General features: G+C 67.0%; 21 protein-coding genes, 1 tRNA gene and 1 pseudogene. 4 read left to right on the forward strand and 19 right to left on the reverse strand.

The window, feature by feature from the left end:
• Positions 1-5 precede the first annotated feature (5 nt).
• Both AC1DER_RS07765 and AC1DER_RS07770 read right to left on the reverse strand, forming a co-directional pair.
• On the reverse strand, positions 6-317 hold the full coding sequence (locus AC1DER_RS07765; protein ID WP_477246847.1) for a hypothetical protein: 312 nt from the start codon (positions 315-317) through the stop codon (positions 6-8).
• The gene (locus AC1DER_RS07770) at positions 314-1,654 is read right to left on the reverse strand and encodes a tryptophan--tRNA ligase (RefSeq protein WP_477246845.1); all 1,341 of its coding nucleotides are present in this window, start codon (positions 1,652-1,654) and stop codon (positions 314-316) included. The genes AC1DER_RS07765 and AC1DER_RS07770 overlap by 4 nt, the downstream gene beginning before the upstream one ends.
• A gap of 96 nt (positions 1,655-1,750) precedes the next feature.
• On the opposite strand from AC1DER_RS07770, the gene AC1DER_RS07775 reads away from it, so the two are divergent.
• Positions 1,751-2,557: a hypothetical protein gene (locus AC1DER_RS07775; protein ID WP_477246843.1), complete on the forward strand. Its 807-nt coding sequence runs from the start codon at positions 1,751-1,753 to the stop codon at positions 2,555-2,557.
• A gap of 131 nt (positions 2,558-2,688) precedes the next feature.
• Here AC1DER_RS07775 and AC1DER_RS07780 read toward each other — a convergent pair whose 3' ends face one another.
• From AC1DER_RS07780 to rocF, 4 genes are all read right to left on the reverse strand, one after another.
• The gene (locus AC1DER_RS07780; RefSeq protein ID WP_200606993.1) at positions 2,689-2,889 is read right to left on the reverse strand and encodes a CsbD family protein; all 201 of its coding nucleotides are present in this window, start codon (positions 2,887-2,889) and stop codon (positions 2,689-2,691) included.
• Between the two features lie 236 nt (positions 2,890-3,125).
• A complete protein-coding gene (locus tag AC1DER_RS07785; RefSeq protein ID WP_441816898.1) occupies positions 3,126-3,278 on the reverse strand; it encodes an entericidin A/B family lipoprotein in 153 nt (50 codons plus the stop codon).
• A 224-nt stretch (positions 3,279-3,502) separates the two neighbouring features.
• Entirely contained in the window at positions 3,503-3,664 is a 162-nt protein-coding gene (locus AC1DER_RS07790) for an entericidin A/B family lipoprotein (protein ID WP_477246840.1), read from the reverse strand.
• A gap of 99 nt (positions 3,665-3,763) precedes the next feature.
• A complete protein-coding gene (gene rocF / locus AC1DER_RS07795) occupies positions 3,764-4,687 on the reverse strand; it encodes an arginase (RefSeq protein WP_477246838.1) in 924 nt (307 codons plus the stop codon).
• 184 nt (positions 4,688-4,871) lie between these two features.
• Here rocF and AC1DER_RS07800 point away from each other — a divergent pair, with 184 nt between their 5' ends.
• Entirely contained in the window at positions 4,872-5,195 is a 324-nt protein-coding gene (locus tag AC1DER_RS07800; protein WP_477246836.1) for a hypothetical protein, read from the forward strand.
• Positions 5,196-5,275: 80 nt separating this feature from the next.
• On the opposite strand, the gene AC1DER_RS07805 is transcribed toward AC1DER_RS07800, so the two are convergent.
• The 4 genes from AC1DER_RS07805 to birA form a co-directional block, all read right to left on the reverse strand.
• Positions 5,276-5,351, reverse strand: a tRNA-Thr gene (locus AC1DER_RS07805).
• Positions 5,352-5,409: 58 nt separating this feature from the next.
• A complete protein-coding gene (locus AC1DER_RS07810; protein WP_477357819.1) occupies positions 5,410-6,132 on the reverse strand; it encodes an SPOR domain-containing protein in 723 nt (240 codons plus the stop codon).
• Between the two features lie 9 nt (positions 6,133-6,141).
• The gene (locus AC1DER_RS07815) at positions 6,142-6,891 is read right to left on the reverse strand and encodes a type III pantothenate kinase (RefSeq protein ID WP_441816902.1); all 750 of its coding nucleotides are present in this window, start codon (positions 6,889-6,891) and stop codon (positions 6,142-6,144) included.
• Complete coding sequence (gene birA, locus AC1DER_RS07820) at positions 6,888-7,898, reverse strand: bifunctional biotin--[acetyl-CoA-carboxylase] ligase/biotin operon repressor BirA (RefSeq protein WP_477248372.1); 1,011 nt, start codon at positions 7,896-7,898, stop codon at positions 6,888-6,890. The genes AC1DER_RS07815 and birA overlap by 4 nt, the downstream gene beginning before the upstream one ends.
• Positions 7,899-8,473: 575 nt before the next feature.
• Here birA and AC1DER_RS07825 point away from each other — a divergent pair.
• Together AC1DER_RS07825 and AC1DER_RS07830 are read left to right on the forward strand one after the other, a co-directional pair.
• Entirely contained in the window at positions 8,474-8,740 is a 267-nt protein-coding gene (locus tag AC1DER_RS07825; RefSeq protein WP_441816904.1) for a hypothetical protein, read from the forward strand.
• A 36-nt stretch (positions 8,741-8,776) separates the two neighbouring features.
• A complete protein-coding gene (locus tag AC1DER_RS07830) occupies positions 8,777-9,529 on the forward strand; it encodes a M90 family metallopeptidase (RefSeq protein WP_477248378.1) in 753 nt (250 codons plus the stop codon).
• 9 nt (positions 9,530-9,538) lie between these two features.
• Here the strand turns inward: AC1DER_RS07830 and AC1DER_RS07835 are convergent, their stop codons facing one another.
• The 9 genes and pseudogenes from AC1DER_RS07835 to AC1DER_RS07875 form a co-directional block, all read right to left on the reverse strand.
• Positions 9,539-10,939 (reverse strand): ATP-binding protein, encoded by a 1,401-nt coding sequence (locus AC1DER_RS07835; protein WP_477248369.1) that lies wholly within the window; start codon positions 10,937-10,939, stop codon positions 9,539-9,541.
• A gap of 66 nt (positions 10,940-11,005) precedes the next feature.
• Positions 11,006-11,689, reverse strand: coding sequence for a response regulator transcription factor (locus AC1DER_RS07840; protein WP_158733946.1), 684 nt, complete (start codon positions 11,687-11,689; stop codon positions 11,006-11,008).
• Between the two features lie 66 nt (positions 11,690-11,755).
• The gene (locus AC1DER_RS07845) at positions 11,756-12,124 is read right to left on the reverse strand and encodes a PepSY domain-containing protein (RefSeq protein ID WP_477248367.1); all 369 of its coding nucleotides are present in this window, start codon (positions 12,122-12,124) and stop codon (positions 11,756-11,758) included.
• A 204-nt stretch (positions 12,125-12,328) separates the two neighbouring features.
• A complete protein-coding gene (locus AC1DER_RS07850; RefSeq protein WP_477248376.1) occupies positions 12,329-13,021 on the reverse strand; it encodes an arginine deiminase-related protein in 693 nt (230 codons plus the stop codon).
• A gap of 30 nt (positions 13,022-13,051) precedes the next feature.
• Positions 13,052-13,240, reverse strand: coding sequence for a hypothetical protein (locus AC1DER_RS07855; protein ID WP_477248365.1), 189 nt, complete (start codon positions 13,238-13,240; stop codon positions 13,052-13,054).
• Between the two features lie 3 nt (positions 13,241-13,243).
• The gene (gene dusA, locus AC1DER_RS07860) at positions 13,244-14,260 is read right to left on the reverse strand and encodes a tRNA dihydrouridine(20/20a) synthase DusA (RefSeq protein WP_477248363.1); all 1,017 of its coding nucleotides are present in this window, start codon (positions 14,258-14,260) and stop codon (positions 13,244-13,246) included.
• Between the two features lie 77 nt (positions 14,261-14,337).
• Positions 14,338-15,585, reverse strand: coding sequence for a chloride channel protein (locus tag AC1DER_RS07865; protein WP_477248374.1), 1,248 nt, complete (start codon positions 15,583-15,585; stop codon positions 14,338-14,340).
• A gap of 764 nt (positions 15,586-16,349) precedes the next feature.
• Positions 16,350-16,530 (reverse strand): annotated as a pseudogene (locus AC1DER_RS07870) (STAS domain-containing protein); the annotation flags it as partial.
• 788 nt (positions 16,531-17,318) lie between these two features.
• Positions 17,319-17,756 (reverse strand): calcium-binding protein (locus AC1DER_RS07875; protein WP_477357822.1); only part of this gene is annotated, 438 nt, incomplete at its 5' end.

Raw genomic sequence — 17,756 nt, forward strand, 5'->3', positions numbered from 1 at the left:
GGCACTCATCGCGTGCGCCGAAACCACACGTTGCGCACGACGAAGGCAGCCGTCAGCACCGCCAGGAACACGCCATAGCCCAGCGCCGTGGCGAGGATCTGCTGCCACATCCGCCCATAGACCGGGTCGGCGTGGTCATGCGACCAGTAGATGCTGAGCAGGAAAGCGGTCACCGCCAGCAGCAGGGCAACGGTGTCGTAGAGCTTGCGCGCGGCATGCCGCGGCTGTCGCGGGAACAACCAGTAGAGCACTCCCAGGATCGCAAACCACGGCAGGAACAGGATCAGCGCCAGGTTGAGTTCGACCGCGGGATTCATGCGTCCTCGGCCACCATCTGCGCCAGCGCCTCGACCACCTCTGCCAGTTCCACGCCGTCGTGCAGGTGTCCGACCAGTTCGTCGCCCAGGTGCACGGCAGCATTGCCCGCGCCGTGGAGTGCGGCGCCGCCCTCCTGCTTCAGGCGGCCGATCAGCTGACCTGCCGTGCGCGCCGATTCGTGACCAGCGCTTTGCAGCAGCAGCCGCTCGCCATCGACCAGCTTGAAGTAGAAACGGCCGTCCTTCTCGCGGTACTGCTTGAACACCGGAAGCGAGGTCTTCAGCGCCTTCTTCGTGCCGCCATCGCTCGTCCGCGACAGGTCGCGCAGGCCGACCGCCTCGCGAAGTCGCGCCAGCGTCGGCTGCGCATGGCGCGCGCGCAGGCGGCTGGCGCCGTCGCGCAGCACTGCCTCGATTTCGGCCGGCCGCGCCATCAGGTCCTCGTACTTTTCGCGCAGCGGCGCGACTTCGCTGTCGATGCGTTCGAACAGCGCCTCCTTGGCCTCGCCCCAGCCGATGCCATTGGCGAAGGCCTGGCGCATGGCCGTGGTTTCCTGCGCGGACGCGAACGCCTGGTAGAGCTGGAACACGTTGGAGGTGTCGGCGTCCTTGGCTTCGCCGGGCGCGCGCGAATCGGTGACGATGGAGTAGATCAACTTCTTCAGCGTGTCGCGCGGGGCGAACAACGCGATCGTGTTGTCGTAGCTCTTGCTCATCTTGCGACCGTCGAGGCCGGGGAGCGTCGCCACGTTCTCCTCGATCACCGCCTCGGGCAGGGCAAAGAACTCCTCGCCAACCGGTTCGCCGTAGAGATGGTTGAAGCGCTGGCCGAAGTCGCGTGCCATCTCTATGTGCTGGACCTGGTCGCGGCCGACCGGCACCTTGTTGGCGTTGAAGAGCAGGATGTCGGCGGCCATCAGCACCGGGTACATGAACAGTCCGGCATTGACGCCGGCGTCGTCGTCCTCGCCGATCTCCCGGTTCTTGTCGACCGACGCCTTGTATGCATGGGCGCGATTGAGGATGCCCTTGCTGGCCACGCAGGTCAGCAACCAGTTCAGCTCCTGCACTTCCGGCACGTCGCTCTGGCGATAGAACCAGACCTTGTCAGGCTCCAGGCCGCAGGCCAGCCAGCTGGCCGCGATCTCCAGCGTCGAACGCTGCACGCGCGCCGGGTCCTGCACCTTGATCAGGGCGTGGTAGTCGGCGAGGAAGTAGAAGCTCTCCACGCCGGCCTGGCGGCTGGTGGCCACGGCCGGGCGGATCGCACCGACGTAGTTGCCCAGGTGCGGAGTGCCGGAAGTGGTGATGCCGGTGAGGACGCGGGTAAGGCTCATCGAACGCTGACGCCGGGGAAAACGGCCCCACAGTGTACCCAACCCCGCAGCCGCGACTGGTCCGTTCACCCCGGCGTCCCTTCCGGAGCACCGACCATGTTGCGCACCCTGCCCTGCCTGCTTGCCTGTCTTGCCGCCTCGGCGGCCCTCGCCTTTGCCGCGCCCGTCGCCGCCACCGCGGTGGCCGGTGGCGGGCCGGTCGACCTGGCAGTGGTCGATCGCGACAGCGGCCAATGGCTGTCACCGGTCCACCATCGCGGCCAGCGCTGGATTGCCGGAACGCCCGGCCACCGCTATTCGGTGCGCCTGGCCAACACCAGCGGCCGCCGCGTGCTGGTGGTGCTGTCGGTCGACGGCGTCAACGCCATCAGCGGCGAGACCGCCCATCCCGCCCAGACCGGCTATGTCCTGGCACCGTGGCAGACGATGGAGATCGAGGGCTGGCGCAAATCGCTCGACCAGGTCGCCCAGTTCGTATTCACCGACCTGCCCGACAGTTACGCCGCGCGCACCGGCCGGCCCGACAACGTCGGCGTGATCGGCGTGGCGGTGTTCGAGGAAGCCGGCGTCGCGCTGGAGGAACGGCGTCACGGTGAGACGCTCGACCGGCTGGAACGTGCCGATGCGGCGAAAGCCGCCGCGCCGGCGGCGCGCGAAGCCGAAGCGGCGGCGCAGTCGATCGGCACCGGTCATGGCCAGCGCGAGTGGTCGCCGGCCAGCCACACCCAGTTCGTCCGCGCCACCCGCACGCCGACGCAGGTCAGCGAACTGCGTTACGACGACTATCAGACGCTGGTCGCGCGCGGTGTGCTGCCGTCGCGACCGCGTTACCTGCCCGATTCGCGGCCGCGCGCATTCCCGCAGGGTTTCGTCGCCGATCCGCCGGACTACAGCGGTCAGTGAAACGCAAAAAGGAACCGGCCTTGCGGCCGGCCCCTGGGTTTGGCGTGGGTCTGGCGTGGCGCGCGCCGGTTGCGGCCTTCAGCCGCACCGCCCGGCGCGCGCACCGCGTGCGTGGATCGACGGACTGCCAGTTAGTTCAGCGTCTTCTCGAAGTCACGCACTTCCTGCTGGGCGCGGTCGCGCTCCCAGCCATACCGTTCCTGCAGCTTGCCGGCGAGATATTCGGCATTGCCTTCGGCGACGGCGAAATCGTCATCGGTCAGGTCGCCCCAACGGGCCTGCGCCTGGCCTTTGATCTGAGTCCACTTGCCAGCAATGATGTCTTTGTTCATCACTCATCCTCGGTTCGGGTGATGCGACGCATCTGCTTAGATGCCGCACGCACAGCATCGCAACGCGTGCATTCGCACGGGGTCGCAATTGCGTTAGCCGAAGATTGATTTCAGTGAATGCGAGTTATCTTGCAACGCGCATGACGCGCGCTCGCATCGAACATTGCAAAAAAGAAAAGGCCGGATTGCTCCGGCCTTTCCTGTTTACCGATTGCGATGGCAATCGCAGCGGACGATCAGCACTTGCCGTCCTTGCAATTCGTCGCGGCATCTTCGACCTTCTCACCAGCTCCCTTCACGTCCTTGCCGGCGCCCGCCACGGTGTTGCAGGCGGTCAGGGTGCCCATCGAGAACAGGGCGAGCAGCATCAGGGCGATCAAACGCTTCATGGAAATCTCCTCAGCTAAATGGGAAGCAAGGCGCACGCAATCGGGCTGCGTGCCGCGGAGCCATCTGACGTGAGGGGGTGTGAAGCCGAGGTGGACATGAGCGAAATCCCCGGCTTGCGATTCAGGCGGCAGCCATCGGGCGGCAGCCGTCGCCAGGCAGACGGCACGAAGGCCGGACATGCCGGCCTTCGAGGGAGCGATCGCCTTTGCGATGCCGCGATGCCTCAGCCGCTGGCCTTGTCCTCGACCTTCTGGCCGAGCTTTTTGACGTCCTTGCCGAGGCCTTCCATGGTGTTGCAGGCGCTGAGCAGGGCGAGCGACAGAGTGGCGAGCAGGAGCATTGCGGCAAAGCGTTTCATCAGGTCCCCGGGGACGTTGGCAGTCATGGCGCAAGCATGGCATGGCGCCGCGGGCGCCGCATCCGGGCGGCGGGCTCCGGCGCGGCGACGGCCGCCACAGTTCAGCCGCCGTTGCCCTGGGGCGGCTCAGTCGCGCATCAGGGTCGACTTGCCGAACAGGCTCTCGACCAGGTCCACCGCCAGGCGGGCGGTGCGGTTGCGCTTGTCGATGATCGGGTTGAGTTCGACGATGTCGAGCGAGGCCATGCGGCCGGTGTCGGCGATCATCTCCATCACCAGCTGCGCCTCGCGGTAGTTCGGCCCGCCCGGCACGGTGGTGCCCACGCCCGGGGCGATGCTGGGATCGAGGAAGTCGACGTCGAAGCTGACGTGCAGGTGGGTGTTCTCGTCCACGCCTTCCAGCGCCTCCTCCATGACCCGCTTCATGCCGATCTCGTCGATGTAGCGCATGTCGTACACGTCCAGACCGTACTGCCGGACCAGGCGCTTCTCGCCCTCGTCAACCGATCGGATGCCGATCTGGCGGATCTCGTCCGGACGCAGCGCCGGCGATTCCCCGCCCAGCTGGGTCAGCGCATCCGGGCCGAGCCCGCACAGGCACGCCACCGGCATGCCGTGCACGTTGCCCGACGGCGTCACCTGGCTGGTGTTGAAGTCGGCGTGCGCATCGAGCCAGAGCACGCGCAGCTGCTTGCCGCCCTGGCGGCAATGCCGGGCCACGGCGGTGATCGAGCCCAGGCCCAGGCAATGATCGCCGCCGAGCAGGATCGGCAGGCGCCCATCGGCCAGCTCGGATCCGACCGCATCCATCACGGCCCGGTTCCAAGCGACCACTTCGGCCAGGTGGCGGTAGCCCTCGACCGGCTTCTGCCACGGGTTGCGCGGACCGTCGAGGTTGCCCCGGTCGATGACATCGACGCCACGCTTGACCAGCGCCTCGCCGATGCCGGCGATGCGCAGGGCCTCCGGGCCCAGGCGTGCACCGCGGTGGCCGGCACCGACGTCGGTCGGCGCACCAATCAGCGAAACCCCGGGGAAGTTGCGACTCATGCGGTGACGTTCCTGTCTGTAGTCCGCCCGAGTTTAGACCGTTGTGGTTGCAGGGTCCCGGACCGCCGCCGTTTCAGTTGACCCGTTCCCTTGACGCCGCACTGCCGGCGGCCAGAACATCGAATGCATGCCCCGCTGCGGGGCCTGCCAGGGACCAGGGCACGTGGGAACCATCTCGAATCTGATGGACCGCCTCGCGCGGACAGCCAGGCCCGACCAGCCACCCATCGTGGTCACGGCGTTCGGTTTCACGGTCGGCCCGGCCTTCGTCGCCTGGCAGGCGGTCGCCGAAATCCGCGCGTACGAAGCGGACCCGCGCACGAAAGACGCGGCCTTCCTGGAGTTCTCGTGTGGCGGCCAGAGCGTCCGCATCAGCCTGGACCAGCCCGGATTCGACGGGCTTGAGCAGGTCATGGCCGCGGTGTTCCCGACGACTGCCGGCTGGCGACAGTCGGTCGCTTCCGTGGCCGCGGAGCAAGGCTGGACGTTGCTGTTCCGTCGCGGCTGACGGCCATGGTCTGTTTGTTCGCGCCTTAGCTTCGGCATCCGCGCGCAAATGAAAAAGCCCCGGCGATGCGGGGCCTTCGATGGTGCCGGCAGTCAGAATCGAACTGACGACCTACCGCTTACAAGGCGGTTGCTCTACCAACTGAGCTATGCCGGCAAGGCTCGCATTCTAGCCTGCCACGATGGTCAGCGCGCCTGCGGCCCGCCGCTGACCGCTACTTGAGCCGCGCGCAGTCGAGCGGCCGCGGCACGATCTGCACCGCGGCCTGTGCACGCGCGGTATCGAACGAAGGTCCCGGCACCAGGTCGAGCCAGTAACTGGCGCGGCCGTCGCCGAGCGGTTCGGCGCGCGCCGGGAAACCGGCCGCCACCAGCGACTGGGCGCGGCGACTGGCCGAGTCCTCGCTGCGGTAACGACCCAGTGCGATCGAATTGGCTTCCGCGCCTTCGCGGACGATGAAGTAATCGCCGAAGCCGGCTGCCGAGATGCGCTGCGCCGTCGCCTGCGCTTCGGCCAGGCTGGCCGCCGCCGGCAGCAGCACGCGCCAACCGCGCGTGGTGCCGGTGCGTGTCTCGCGCGGGACCACCCGGGTCGAAACCGCCAGCAGGACTTCATGCGCGTTTTTTGCCGCGGCGGCATCGGCGAACGGGCCGAAGCTGTAGCACTGCGCGGGCATGGCGATGGCGACCTTCTCCGCCGCGACGTCCTTGGCCGGTTGCACGGGCGCAGCCGTAGTGACCGGTGCCGCGGCCGGCGTCGGCGTCGGCGCGGCGGCCGGCTTGGCCGTCGGCCGTGCCTCGCGGGCCAGTTGCAGGCGCGCCACGCCCAGCGGCTGCTCGATCGCAGCCGGTGCCGACGGCGGCGCGCGCAGCGTCCACCAGGCGGCGACACCGAGATTGAGCACGATCAGCAGGACGACCAGGGCGCGTATGAGCATGGGTCGATTCTAAGGGGCGGCGACGGCAATCTCGGCGCCGGCCCACTGCGCCAGGCCTTCGAGCACCAGCGTTGCGACCTGTGTCGCGTTCGGCAGTTGCGCGACCAGGGCTTGCGCGCCACCGCCATGGAGGATCAGCTGCGGGGTCCGGCCCAGGCGCTGGCGTGCTGCGTCGAGGCTGCGCTCGATCAGGGCCAGCGCGGCGCCGTCGCAACCCGAAGCCAGTGCGTCCTCGGTGTCGCGGGCGAAGTCGACGTAGTCGCCACCGCTTTCCGGTAGCTGCGGTGCGCGCTCGTGCAGCACTTCGCGCATCAGCGTCGGCGATGGCGCGATGCGACCGCCGAGGTGGCGGCCATCGGCGTCGATCAGGTCGATGGTCAGCGCGGTGCCGACGCCGCATACCAGCGCTGCGTCGGCAATGCGCGCATGCGCCGCCAGCAGCGCGAGGAAGCGGTCGACACCCAGTTTGCGCGGATCGGCGTAGGCGATCTGCACAGCGCCGAAACGCAGTTGCGTGCGCGCCAGCGAGATGCGCCGGCAGCGCGTGGCCAGGGCATCGAGCACCGCCACGCGCAGCGTCGGCTGCGCAACGCTGGCCAGGTAGGCGACGTCGATGCGCTCGGGCAGCAGTTGCGCCAATGCCGCCGCCACGTCGTCCTCGCGGTGCGGCAGCGCGACGGCAGCGCCGGCGCGACCGTCGGCGCGCAGCGGCGCGCACTTGAGCCGTGTATTGCCAAGATCGAACAGCCACGCACTCATGCCCCGCCCCCTTGTCCCGCGCCGCGGCGCACGCTGACTTCACCGGCATGGAAATGCCGTTCTTCGCCGTTGTCCAATCGCACCCGCAAGGCACCATCGTCGGCCAGGCCCATGGCGACGCCATGCTCGGTGGCGGTGGCGCCGTGCATGCTCACGCCCTGCCCGGCCAGTGCATCGAGTGCGGCATACCGGGCAATGAAGTCCGCCAGGCCGCCGGCATCGAACTCTTCCAGCGCCGGCAGCAATTGCGCCAGCACCGCCGCCGCGATGGCATTGCGATCCGGCGGCGACGCCGCGATGGCGAGCGAGGCCAGGTCGCACCACGCCTGGTCGATCTGCGCGGCGGCGGCTTCGGGCATGCGCACGTTGATGCCCAGTCCGATCACCGCGCGCACCGGGCCTGCATGTTCGCCACCGCCTTCGACCAGGATCCCGCCGAGCTTGCGCAGCGTGCCGTCGGCGTCGATCACGACCAGATCATTGGGCCACTTCAGTCGTACTGCGCCGAAGCCGCAGGCGTGCAGGGCTTCGGCGGCGGCGATGCCGGCCACCAGGCTGAGACCGCCGAGGCGAGCGAGGCCGCCGCCGAACTGCCGCGCCAGCGACAGGTACAGATGCGCGGCCAACGGTGAGGCCCACTCACGGCCGCGGCGGCCGCGACCCCCGCTCTGGCGCTCTGCCAGCAGCACCAGCGCGCCGCGCTCTGGAGTGGCCCGGCGCAGCAGCTCGGAGTTGGTCGAGTCGATGGTCCAGGCCGTCTCCAGCCCGGCCAGCGCAGCATTGGCGGCCGCCGGAAGCGCGCTGCGGATCGCCTCGGCGTCGAGCAGATCGAGCGGCTGAGCCAGCCGGTAACCACGGCCGGCCTGGGCTTCGATCGCGACACCTGCCTCGCGCAGCGCCTCGATCCGTTTCCAGACCGCCGCCCGGGTCTGGCCGCTGGCCTGCGCCAGGGCATCGCCCGAGGCCGGACCGGCCATCAGCCGCAACAGCAATGCGCGGTCGTCCATCAACCCCACCTGCGGCCGCGCCCCGACCTGCCCGGCATCCAGGAGCAAGCGTGAGGCGAAAGGGGATGGGGCAACCGCGGCTGCGGGCAGTCGTCGAACGTCATGGCGGGAATTATGCGCGAGGCCGCCAGTGAGGGCGCCCGCCGGCTGGCCCGGCTGAATCAATCCCCTCCGGCCCTTGGCCGATGCCGGCGGGGCGGGCCGTAAGTCGGGATGCCGGTGGTCGAAGGGGTACTGGCTGGGCGCCCGCGCCGGGGGGGAGTTGGCCGCCCCCGCCCCTTCCCACCGGTGAAGCCGGCAACGATGACGCCGGCGAATCGGCAGAACGACGCCGCGGCGCGGCAAGCGGTTGCAACCATCGGCCCCGGGGCTGCATCGATAAGAGAAGATACCCATGCAGCATCTCCGGGCCCGACCCGGCGGAAGGGTCGGACCCCGTTCTAGAGAGCACAAGGAGAGTTGCTGCAATGCACCATGGCCCCGGCCGCCCAACGGCCAGATCGACCCAGTCGTTTCGCGCTATATTCCAGCATTGCCTGAAGCCCGTGGCTTCACGCCCGTCCGAGGAATCCGTCATGTTCCGGATCTGCCTGTGCCTGCTGATCGTGGTCGCCAGTTCGACTTCGGCTGCGCGCGAGATCAAGCTCAGCTCCGCCAACAGCGGCAGCTGCCCGGAATCGATCGCGCTCGAGCGCGAGGCTGCACGTCCCGAAGCCCGCGCCACCCCGGCTCCTGCCCGCACCGTCAAGGCCAAGCCGGCCCTGCACAGCGACACCGCCAGCAGCGCTGGCCGCATGCAGTCGCCGCGCTGGCACAGCTTCCTGCCGGGCATGTTCCGCTGAGGCTGCGCTCCACCGTAGCGGTCGCCCTTGCTGAACCTGATCCGTCGCCTCTGGCGCGCTCCTGACACCCTACCCGACGCGCTCTGGCTGGAAACGCGCGCGCGGGTTCCCTGGCTCGGCGGACTAGAGTCCGAACGCGACGCGCGCCTGCGCGAACTTGCCGCGCGCTTCCTCCACGAGAAAACCATCAGCCCCATTGGCGAGCTGGCACTGGACCCGGTCCAGCGCTGCATGCTCGCCGCGTTGTGCTGCCTGCCGCTTATCGAGTTCGGCGCCGAAGGCCTTCGCGGCTGGTCGCAGCTGATCGTTTATCCCGATGCGTTCCGGGTCAATCGCAGCCACGTCGATGCCGCCGGCGTGCTGCATGAGTGGCAGGACGATCTGATCGGCGAAGCGTGGGAATCCGGGCCGATGATTCTCTCGTGGGCAGACGTCGTCGCCGACTGCGAGGATCCGCAAGCGGGGTTCTGCGTGGCGGCGCACGAGATGGCGCACAAGATCGATGCCCTCGATGGCGCGCTCGATGGCACGCCGCCGTTGCCGCGCCCGTGGCAGCGCGAATGGGCGCGCGACTTCCAGGCCGCCTACGACGCGCTGGCTGCACGCGTGGATGCCGGCGAGGACACCGCCATTGATGGTTACGCCAGCGAATCGCCGGAAGAATTCTTCGCCGTCGCCACCGAGTATCACTTCAGCGATCCGCAGCTGCTGGAAGAGCAGATGCCGGAAGTGGCCGCGCATCTGCGCAGGTTCTACGGCCCGTCGCCGTTTGCGGCAATCCGGGCGTAGCAACGAACCTCACAGTCCCGGCGGCAGCACCACTTCGAAACGCGCGCCACCCAGTTCCTGCGAGCGGCTGACATCGAGCGTGCCGCGGTAGCTGCGCACCACGTCCAGCACGGTCGCCAGGCCGATGCCATGCCCCTGCACGCGCTCGTCGCCGCGGACGCCACGCTGCAGCACCAGGTCGATCTTGTCCTCGGGCACGCCCGGACCGTCATCGTCGATGGCGAGCAGCAGGCCGGGGCGCCGGTTGGGCGCGATCTCGCCGCGCTTGGCGGTCAACAGCACGCGCGTGTGCGCCCACTTGAAGGCGTTCTCGATCAGGTTGCCGAGCACTTCCTGCAGGTCGCCGGGCTCGCCGTAGAACTTCACGCCTTCTTCGATATCGAACTCGCACAGCACGCCCTTGGCGGCGTAGATCTTTTCCAGGCTGCGCACGATCTGGTCGGCATAGGGTTCGATTTCCAGCGGCGCGGCAAACAGCATGTGGCCCGATCGTGCCGCGCGCGCGAGCTGGTACGACACCAGGTCGCTCATGCGCCGCACCTGGATGTCGACTTCCTCGCGCAGCTCTTCGGCCGGGACGTCCTCGCCGGCGCGCGCGCGCAGGACCGCCAGCGGCGTTTTCAGACTGTGCGCGAGGTCGGCCAGCGTGTTGCGCTGGCGGTCGAGGTTCTCGCGCTCACTTTCGATGAAGGCGTTGATGCTTTCGGTCAGCGGTTCCAGTTCGCGCGGGTGGCGGCCGCTCATGCGCGAGGCGACACCGCGCTGCACCTTCTTGAGTTCGTCGATCACGCGCCGCAGCGGCCGCAGGCTCCAGCGCAGCACCACGGCCTGCAGCAACATCAGGATGAAACCGGCGCCACCGAGATAACGCCACAACGCCTGGCGGAACACGCTGACCTGGCGACTGAGCGCGGTGGTGTCTTCGAGGATGTAGATCGTGTACGGGAACTCGGACTTGGCGTCGTCGCCACCGGCGCTCCAGATCAGGCCGCGGCCATAGCGGTAGGCCTCGCCGGGCTGGCCGTTGATCTCGGTGATCGGCAGCGGGCCTTCGAAGTGTTCCTGGTTGGCCAGCAGCATCCTGCCGGCCGGCAGTGACGGGCCCTGCGCCGAGGCGGAGTCCCAGTGGCCGTTGGGCAGGATCACTTCGGCATACAGGCCGCTGCCAGGCCGGTCCAGGCGCGGATCGACGGTCTCGTAGGGTGGGATGAACTCGCCGTTGCGGGCGAACTCGCCGCCGGCTACGTAGGCCAGCGCGAGGCTGCGCAGGCGCTGGCGCATGTTGCTTTCGGCCGTTTCCAGGAAGGCGCGGTCGAGGGCGTAGCCGGCCAGCGCCAGGAAGGCGATCAGGCCCAGGCTTGCGCCCAGCAGCTGCCGGGCCTGCAACGAACGCGGCTGGCCCCAGCTCATGGCTGTGGACCGGGCGTGGGCGCCCCTGTCATCAGAACCCTGCCCAGGGATGCGAGCGCGAGAAGATCAGTCGCCGCTGCGCGCGATGGCGAAGCGGTAACCGCGGCCGCGCACGGTCTCGATCGGCTTGAGCGCGCCGTCGGGGTCGAGCTTCTTGCGCAGGCGGCCGATGAAGACTTCCAGGACATTGGAGTCGCGGTCGAAGTCCTGCTGGTAGATGTGCTCGGTCAGGTCGGCCTTCGAGACCAGCTCGCCGGCGTGCATCATCAGGTACTCGAGCACCTTGTATTCGTAGCTGGTCAGGTCGACGTTGCTGCCGGCGACGCTGACGGTCTGCGCGGCAAGGTCGAGCACGACCGGGCCGCACTCCAGGGTCGGCTTGCTCCAGCCAGCGGCACGACGCACGAGGGCGTTGAGGCGGGCCAGCAGTTCCTCGATGTGGAAGGGCTTGACCAGGTAATCGTCGGCGCCTTGCTTGAGGCCCTCGACCTTGTCCTGCCAGCTCGAACGCGCCGTCAGGATCAGCACCGGGAACTTCTTGCCTTCGTCGCGCAGCGCCTTGATCAGCTCCATGCCCGACATCTTCGGCAGGCCGAGATCGATGATGCCCAGGTCGAACGGTACCTCGCGGCCCATGTAGAGGCCCTCTTCGCCATCCTGGGCGGCATCGACCGCGAAGCCTTCACGCTTCAGGCGTGCTGCCAGGGTTTCGCGCAGCGGAGCTTCGTCTTCGACCAGCAGAATTCGCATGTGGACTCCAATGTCTATCGTTCTGTCTCGGCCGCTTCCCGGGCGGGTTGCCCAGAGCGTGGCGGGTCAGTCGTCGTCGCGGCGTGTAGGTTCTTCACGGTCGCGACCACGCTCGCGTGTCTGCGGGTCGTCCATGTAGATCCGGACCCGACCGCTGGAATCGACCACCTTGACGCGATTCACATCGCGCCCATCGTACGGCACCCGCTCGGCGCTGAGCACCTGGCCACCGGTCCGGCGCTCGACCCGGCGCACCGAGTCGGACAGTTCGCGGCGATCGGTGTTCCGGTCGTGGCCGCGGTCCTGGCCACCGCGATCCTGGCCACCGCGGTCGTGTCCCTGGCCACCACCCTGTCCGCGATCCTGCGCCAACGCGTCGCCGCCCCCGACCACCAGGGTGGCAAGCAGCAACAGGGCGAAGGGGCGTCGGATCAACGTCATCATGCTCGGAGCAAGGGGCGGGGCAACATCAAGTGGGCGGGCGATTCCAACAACGGCGCAATATCGCACGATCGTGCGACTAGAGCGCATTCTCGGAACAATGCGGTGAATCCGGTCTGAACTTTTCCGTTTGACCATGGCCGGGATTCAGACCCAGCACCGTTGCCATGCCTTACGGCGGCTTGCTCAGAGCCGCCCTCAGAAGATCTCGCCGACGCAGCAGCGCAGGGAGCCGCCGCCGGCCTCGATGGCCTCGAGCCCCACGCTGCGCACGCCCAAACCCGCCGCGGCCAAAGCCTCGCGATGGGCGTGCGTGAGGACCGCGGCGGCACGGGCGCTCATCCATACCGCGTCGTCGGACAGCGCGATCGCATTGCCGGCAAACGCGGCATGCTCGGCCTGCGACAGCCGCAGCGCATGCGGGGCATACAGGCCGGCGATGGCATCGACCACCGCCGGATCGGCGAAGCCGCCGGCGCACAGCAGCGCCGCGCGCCCGGCCAGGATCGCGAGCACGACATTGGTGTGGTACTCGCCCGCGGCCAGGTCGAACAGCAACGTTGCGCGCAGGCCGAGGGCTTCGTGCATCAATCGCGCGCCGGCTTCGTCGCAGCGTTCGGACAACCCGCAGAACCCGAGGCCGCGGGCGCGATCGATGACCAGCGCGCCGGTGAGCTCGCACGGATGGGGCTGGGTCGACAGGTCGATCTCGGCGTAGTCGAGCACGCCGCCGAAGAAGGCGCGGATGTCTTCGCGCCCGGCCTCGCGCTGGCGCACCGGGTGGCGCATCCGGCCGACGACGTAGCGGCCTGCGGCGGTGGCGAAGACGTTGTTGGGGAACAGCGCGTCAGGCGTTTCCGGATCGCCGGCGAAGCACACCGTCGGCAGCACCTGCGACAACGCGCGGTGGAGTTCGCGGTGCTAGGCGCTGGCACTGGCGGCATCGAAGCCGGCGGCCTGCGCCATGTAGCGGTTGTCGGCGGCGGACTGCTCGGCCAGGCGGAAACCGTCGGGGGCAACGAGGAACGCGGCGCGCGCCGTCGCCGGGCCGAAGTCGGCGGGCGTGGCACGGGCGGTTGCGATGAAAGCGGCGATGTCGCGGGTGACCATGCGCTATGCCTGCTCTCGCTGTGCCTGCTCTGCAGGTTCACCGGCGAACGATTCGGTCAACGCCAGCGCCTGCTCGATCAGCGACCAGTCGGCTCCCGGCTTGTGCGCACCCTCGCTCAATACCTGCCGGAACGCGCGACCGCCACGTTCGCCGGCGAACAACCCGAGCAGGTGCCGGCTGATGTGCTTGAGATACACGCCGCGCGCGAGCTGCTCCTCGATATACGGACGCATCGAGCGCAGCAGGTCGCCGCGGCTGCGCACCTCGCCACCGAACCAGGCGACATCGAGCCGGTGCAGCAGGTACGGGTCGTGGTACGCGGCACGGCCGAGCATCGCGCCATCGGTGTGTTGCAGGTGCGAGGTGGCCTCGGCTTCGCCGGCGATGCCGCCGTTGACCACGATCTGCAGCTGCGGCCGCTCACGCTTGAGCTGGTAGGCCCAGTCGTAGCGCAGCGGCGGCACTTCGCGGTTTTCCTTCGGCGACAGGCCCTTGAGCCAGGCATTGCGCGCGTGGATCACGAACATGCGACAGCCGGCGGCGGCGACGGTATCGATGAAGGCAAGGAAGCGGCCCCAGTCGTGGTCGTCGTCGACGCCAAGCCTGCACTTCACGGTCACCGGCACGTCGCAGTGGGCGACCATGGCCGCGACGCTGTCAGCGACCAGTTGCGGTTCGCGCATGAGGCAGGCGCCGAAGCGACCGGCCTGGACGCGATCGGACGGGCAGCCGCAATTGAGGTTGACCTCGTCGAAGCCCCACTCCGCGCCGATGCGCGCCGCCTGCGCCAGCAGTTCCGGCTCGCTGCCGCCGAGCTGCAGCGCCACCGGATGCTCGATCGGGTCCATCGTCAGCAGCCGCGGCCGGTCGCCATGGATCACCGCATTGGCGTGGACCATCTCGGTGTACAGGCGGGCATGCGGTGCCAGCAGGCGGTGGAACACCCGGCAGTGGCTGTCGGTCCAGTCCATCATCGGGGCGACGGAGAGGCGCAGCTGGCGTTGATCGATGGTACGCATGGGCGCATTTTACCTGCGACCGGGGAGCGCGTCGCCCGTCGTTTTCGGCGAGCGGCAATCACCCGCCGACAGGTCTGTCAGTTGCGCGACCGCAGCAGTTGCTCCGCCAACCCCCGGTAGAGCGGCTTTCTGCACACGAGCGAGGCAACCCCGCGCGCCAGCAGAACCGTGGCCAGGATGGGCAGCAGAAGATTGCTCGTATCGGTCAACTCCAACGAGATCACGGCCGACGTGAGGGGCGCCTGTGTGACGCCAGTCAGATAAGCGCACATCGCGAGCAGCACGAATGCGCGAGGATCGACGCCCGGCATCAGCACGGCAAGGTTATGGCCCAATCCCGCTCCGACCGACAACGCCGGTGAGAATAGACCGCCGGGGATCCCCGCCACGTATGAAACGAGGTTCGCGCACAGCTTCACCAGGCCGAACTCATGACCGACTGCCGATTGCCCCTGCAGCAGTCCCCGCGCCTGTTCGTAGCCGGTTCCAAACACGCCGTCGCCGAACAGTGCTGCAAGTCCGACCAGCCCGAGTCCACACAACGCGGCCAGGACGACCGGATGATTCTGCCGGAGCCTTCCGAGCCACAGGGGGCGACCAGACATCGTCAACAGAACAATCCGACTGAATACGCCGCCCAGCAGGCCTCCTACGATGCCGCACAATGCAATCGCCAACCACGCCTCGCCAAAAGGCAACGGCACGGAAACTGTTCCGAAGTATGTGTAGTTGCCCAACAGTCCCAGCGAGACGACGCCACCGACGATGACCGCCGTCAGCAGCGTGCCGGAAAAACGGTGCTCGAACTGTCCAATCAGTTCCTCAATGGCGAACACCACACCGGCCAAGGGTGCATTGAACGCTGCGGCAATACCCGCCGCGCCGCCCGCGAGCAGAAAATGCGAGAGTTCGCGCGGATCTCGAAATCCCGTCATCCGTCCGATCATGTGCATCAGGCTTGCTCCAACGTGCACCGTCGGCCCTTCACGTCCTACGGATGCTCCGCCAAGCAGCGCCAGCACAGTCAAACCGAGCTTTCCAATGGAGACCCGCAGCGACAGGTTCTTCCTGCGAAAGTCGGGATCCACCTGGTCCAGAGCTGCGATCACCTGTGGGATGCCGCTGCCTCGCGTGGGACGGAGCACGCCGGATGTCAGCCATGCCAGCAGGGCAAACACACCTGGCGTGAGCAGTACCGCCCACCATATGGAGTGCGTGATGACCTGCCGGAACAGGAGAAATGCAGCATCGCTGGCCTTCGCGAACGCGATGGCGATCAAGGCGACGATGACAGCGCCGCCCCAGAGCGCGGCACGCCGCCTCATGGCTTCGCCGGCCAACACGGACTTCAAGTGAAGCCCCATGATTCTCATGCGTCCCACACGACCTCCTCCTCCCAGGCAGTGACAAACCCGCAAGCATTTGCGCATGGAAAGGCAGACGCGCCAGTGCTGCTACGTCGTTAGTTTAGTCGGTTGAGCTGTTGCACTCGTGCGATGCAGCTCAATGACAAGCGAAAGGCCAGTCAATGACAAGACTTGGGAGATCGATACACCAGGCAACCGCCATCCGCGAGTGCAGCGAGGGACGAAAAACAGCGGATTTCAGCGCTCAAATCGCTATCTCGTTCCGACATTCTACGGGCGCCGAAATTTGCACACCCCTGAAATCTATGGTCTATTCTCTCCGGAACGCAATATTTGGGGACGGATTCACGCCGCTTTCTTCAAGCGAAAGCGGCGTGAATCCAGCTTTCGCGACACCGTACGCATTGATGCATAAGGTGATCGTGCGGGGACTGCACGTGATAGATGACAGTTTTGGGAGCTCCAGCTCCTACGCCATCCTGATCAGATCGGTCGGGCAAGGAATTCGCGAAGTTCACGGCTCTGCTCCCTGGCAAGCCGTCCAACCGCGAGCGGAAGCGTTGTGGGCGCTCTATGCAGTCACGACAGGTCTCGCATGGAGCGAAGTCGCCGATCGCGTGCAAGCAGCGTGGCTGGAAGCTGCTGCTACGCGCGATTGACCTGCGAGGCTTTCGGCCAGATGCGGATGCAGGGAAGGCATCTGGTCAAGGCAGGCGCGCCTGTCAGTGACCGGTAGACAAGCGCGGTTCCGTCGCGGTGGGTTCCGAGCCTCTCCACCAACGTTTCGCTGGCCTGATTCAAGCCAATGACTTCGACGTCTGCTCCATGCCTGCGCAGCTTGAGCACCACCCGATCCAATGCTGCCACGGCGCTGGCGTCCCAGAAGTGGGGGCCGCGTAAGTCTGCCGCGCTTATTCCTCAGCTGGACGTTTCCTCAAGATCGTCGCAGGCGCATGCGGAAGTCACGTCGCCGGTGTAGCCGACATTGAGCAGACACTTCCGAATACGCCGATCCTCTGCACGTAACGTGCACACCGACCGGACGATCGAGCCATCGCTTCTCTTCACGTGCAGGACGAGACTGTCGAATGACTTCCGGGAGAAGCTTGTGTAAGCCCCTGCTAGCACATACCCATGCTTGCTAGAGGAAACAGTTCGTTCCTCCGAACTCACCACAACGCCATCGACGCTCACCCCGGTCACATGAATCGCCGTCGCTGTCGTGTTGATGATTCTCACTGCGTAGTGGTTTCTGCCACATCCTGCCAATCCAAGTGCCAGCATACAAACCAGAGCCCGCCAGGTAGTAAACCAACTCGGAATGGCGCTCATTCCAACATATCCATGGCGTCTTTGAGCATGATCCCGTCCCTTAGATCCAGATGCAGTGACACTCTCAACATCCATTCGCAGCTTATCTCTCAGTCTTTCGGCAGAATTCGGAACAAGAGAGAAGTCCAAGTCGCTCTCTTCGAAATAGCCTGCCTTCTCTGTGGGCTCCAGGGGCAGGTCAGGCGACGGACAGGCGCAGCTGCGGCGGGGGGATGGCGGCAGAAACGGTCATTGCGGGCATTGTACGGCGGGGCGGCTGAGCGCGACCTCAAATGCCAGTCGGGAGTATTCGGCCAGGCCCGTCTGCACGTCGCTCCGTCGTCGGCCGCGGTGCCGAAGGGGCAACGCGGCCGTTCCCCTTACTGCGGAGTACCCAACAGGGCAGTTGATACCGTCGGGGAAAAGAGCAGCCCAGCTCCCGGTACGGCCGCGCGGTCGTTAATCGCCAATGCGGCAATCAACGAATTCACTTGTGATGACAGGATTTCGCTTCCGTCGTCAAATCGAAGCTTCTCGATTCGAGCCGATTCGTTGCGAAACCAGTTTGCTACATTCAGAGAGTCGGTCTCCAAGTGCAGCATCAGATCATCCCCCGAACGTGACCGTCTCAGGCCGGACAGGTCAATTCCTCTGCCGAACTCCAGCACATCCACCGAGCCGCCGTAGGCGGCCGTCTCCACGATCGTGTCGTGGCCGTCGCCGAGGTTGAACCGGTAGGTGTCGCTGTTGTAGCTGCCGTGCAGCATGTCCGTACCGGTGCCGCCCTCGAACACGTTGTTGTTCGAATACGCACCGCC

The organism is Lysobacter sp. 05T417, assembly GCF_056396405.1.

What these genes read in the sequence shown, in the direction of transcription:
- AC1DER_RS07825 (WP_441816904.1), top strand. Translation starts at nt 8,474, where the DNA reads ATGTTCCGGATCTGCCTGTGCCTGCTGATCGTGGTCGCCAGTTCGACT.
- AC1DER_RS07815 (WP_441816902.1), bottom strand. Translation starts at nt 6,891, where the DNA reads ATGAGTGCGTGGCTGTTCGATCTTGGCAATACACGGCTCAAGTGCGCG.
- AC1DER_RS07840 (WP_158733946.1), bottom strand. Translation starts at nt 11,689, where the DNA reads ATGCGAATTCTGCTGGTCGAAGACGAAGCTCCGCTGCGCGAAACCCTG.
- AC1DER_RS07835 (WP_477248369.1), bottom strand. Translation starts at nt 10,939, where the DNA reads ATGAGCTGGGGCCAGCCGCGTTCGTTGCAGGCCCGGCAGCTGCTGGGC.
- dusA (WP_477248363.1), bottom strand. Translation starts at nt 14,260, where the DNA reads ATGCGTACCATCGATCAACGCCAGCTGCGCCTCTCCGTCGCCCCGATG.
- AC1DER_RS07865 (WP_477248374.1), bottom strand. Translation starts at nt 15,585, where the DNA reads ATGAGGCGGCGTGCCGCGCTCTGGGGCGGCGCTGTCATCGTCGCCTTG.
- AC1DER_RS07790 (WP_477246840.1), bottom strand. Translation starts at nt 3,664, where the DNA reads ATGACTGCCAACGTCCCCGGGGACCTGATGAAACGCTTTGCCGCAATG.
- rocF (WP_477246838.1), bottom strand. Translation starts at nt 4,687, where the DNA reads ATGAGTCGCAACTTCCCCGGGGTTTCGCTGATTGGTGCGCCGACCGAC.
- AC1DER_RS07810 (WP_477357819.1), bottom strand. Translation starts at nt 6,132, where the DNA reads ATGCTCATACGCGCCCTGGTCGTCCTGCTGATCGTGCTCAATCTCGGT.
- AC1DER_RS07785 (WP_441816898.1), bottom strand. Translation starts at nt 3,278, where the DNA reads ATGAAGCGTTTGATCGCCCTGATGCTGCTCGCCCTGTTCTCGATGGGC.
- AC1DER_RS07770 (WP_477246845.1), bottom strand. Translation starts at nt 1,654, where the DNA reads ATGAGCCTTACCCGCGTCCTCACCGGCATCACCACTTCCGGCACTCCG.
- AC1DER_RS07780 (WP_200606993.1), bottom strand. Translation starts at nt 2,889, where the DNA reads ATGAACAAAGACATCATTGCTGGCAAGTGGACTCAGATCAAAGGCCAG.
- AC1DER_RS07775 (WP_477246843.1), top strand. Translation starts at nt 1,751, where the DNA reads ATGTTGCGCACCCTGCCCTGCCTGCTTGCCTGTCTTGCCGCCTCGGCG.
- AC1DER_RS07765 (WP_477246847.1), bottom strand. Translation starts at nt 317, where the DNA reads ATGAATCCCGCGGTCGAACTCAACCTGGCGCTGATCCTGTTCCTGCCG.
- AC1DER_RS07855 (WP_477248365.1), bottom strand. Translation starts at nt 13,240, where the DNA reads ATGGTCACCCGCGACATCGCCGCTTTCATCGCAACCGCCCGTGCCACG.
- birA (WP_477248372.1), bottom strand. Translation starts at nt 7,898, where the DNA reads ATGGACGACCGCGCATTGCTGTTGCGGCTGATGGCCGGTCCGGCCTCG.
- AC1DER_RS07800 (WP_477246836.1), top strand. Translation starts at nt 4,872, where the DNA reads ATGGACCGCCTCGCGCGGACAGCCAGGCCCGACCAGCCACCCATCGTG.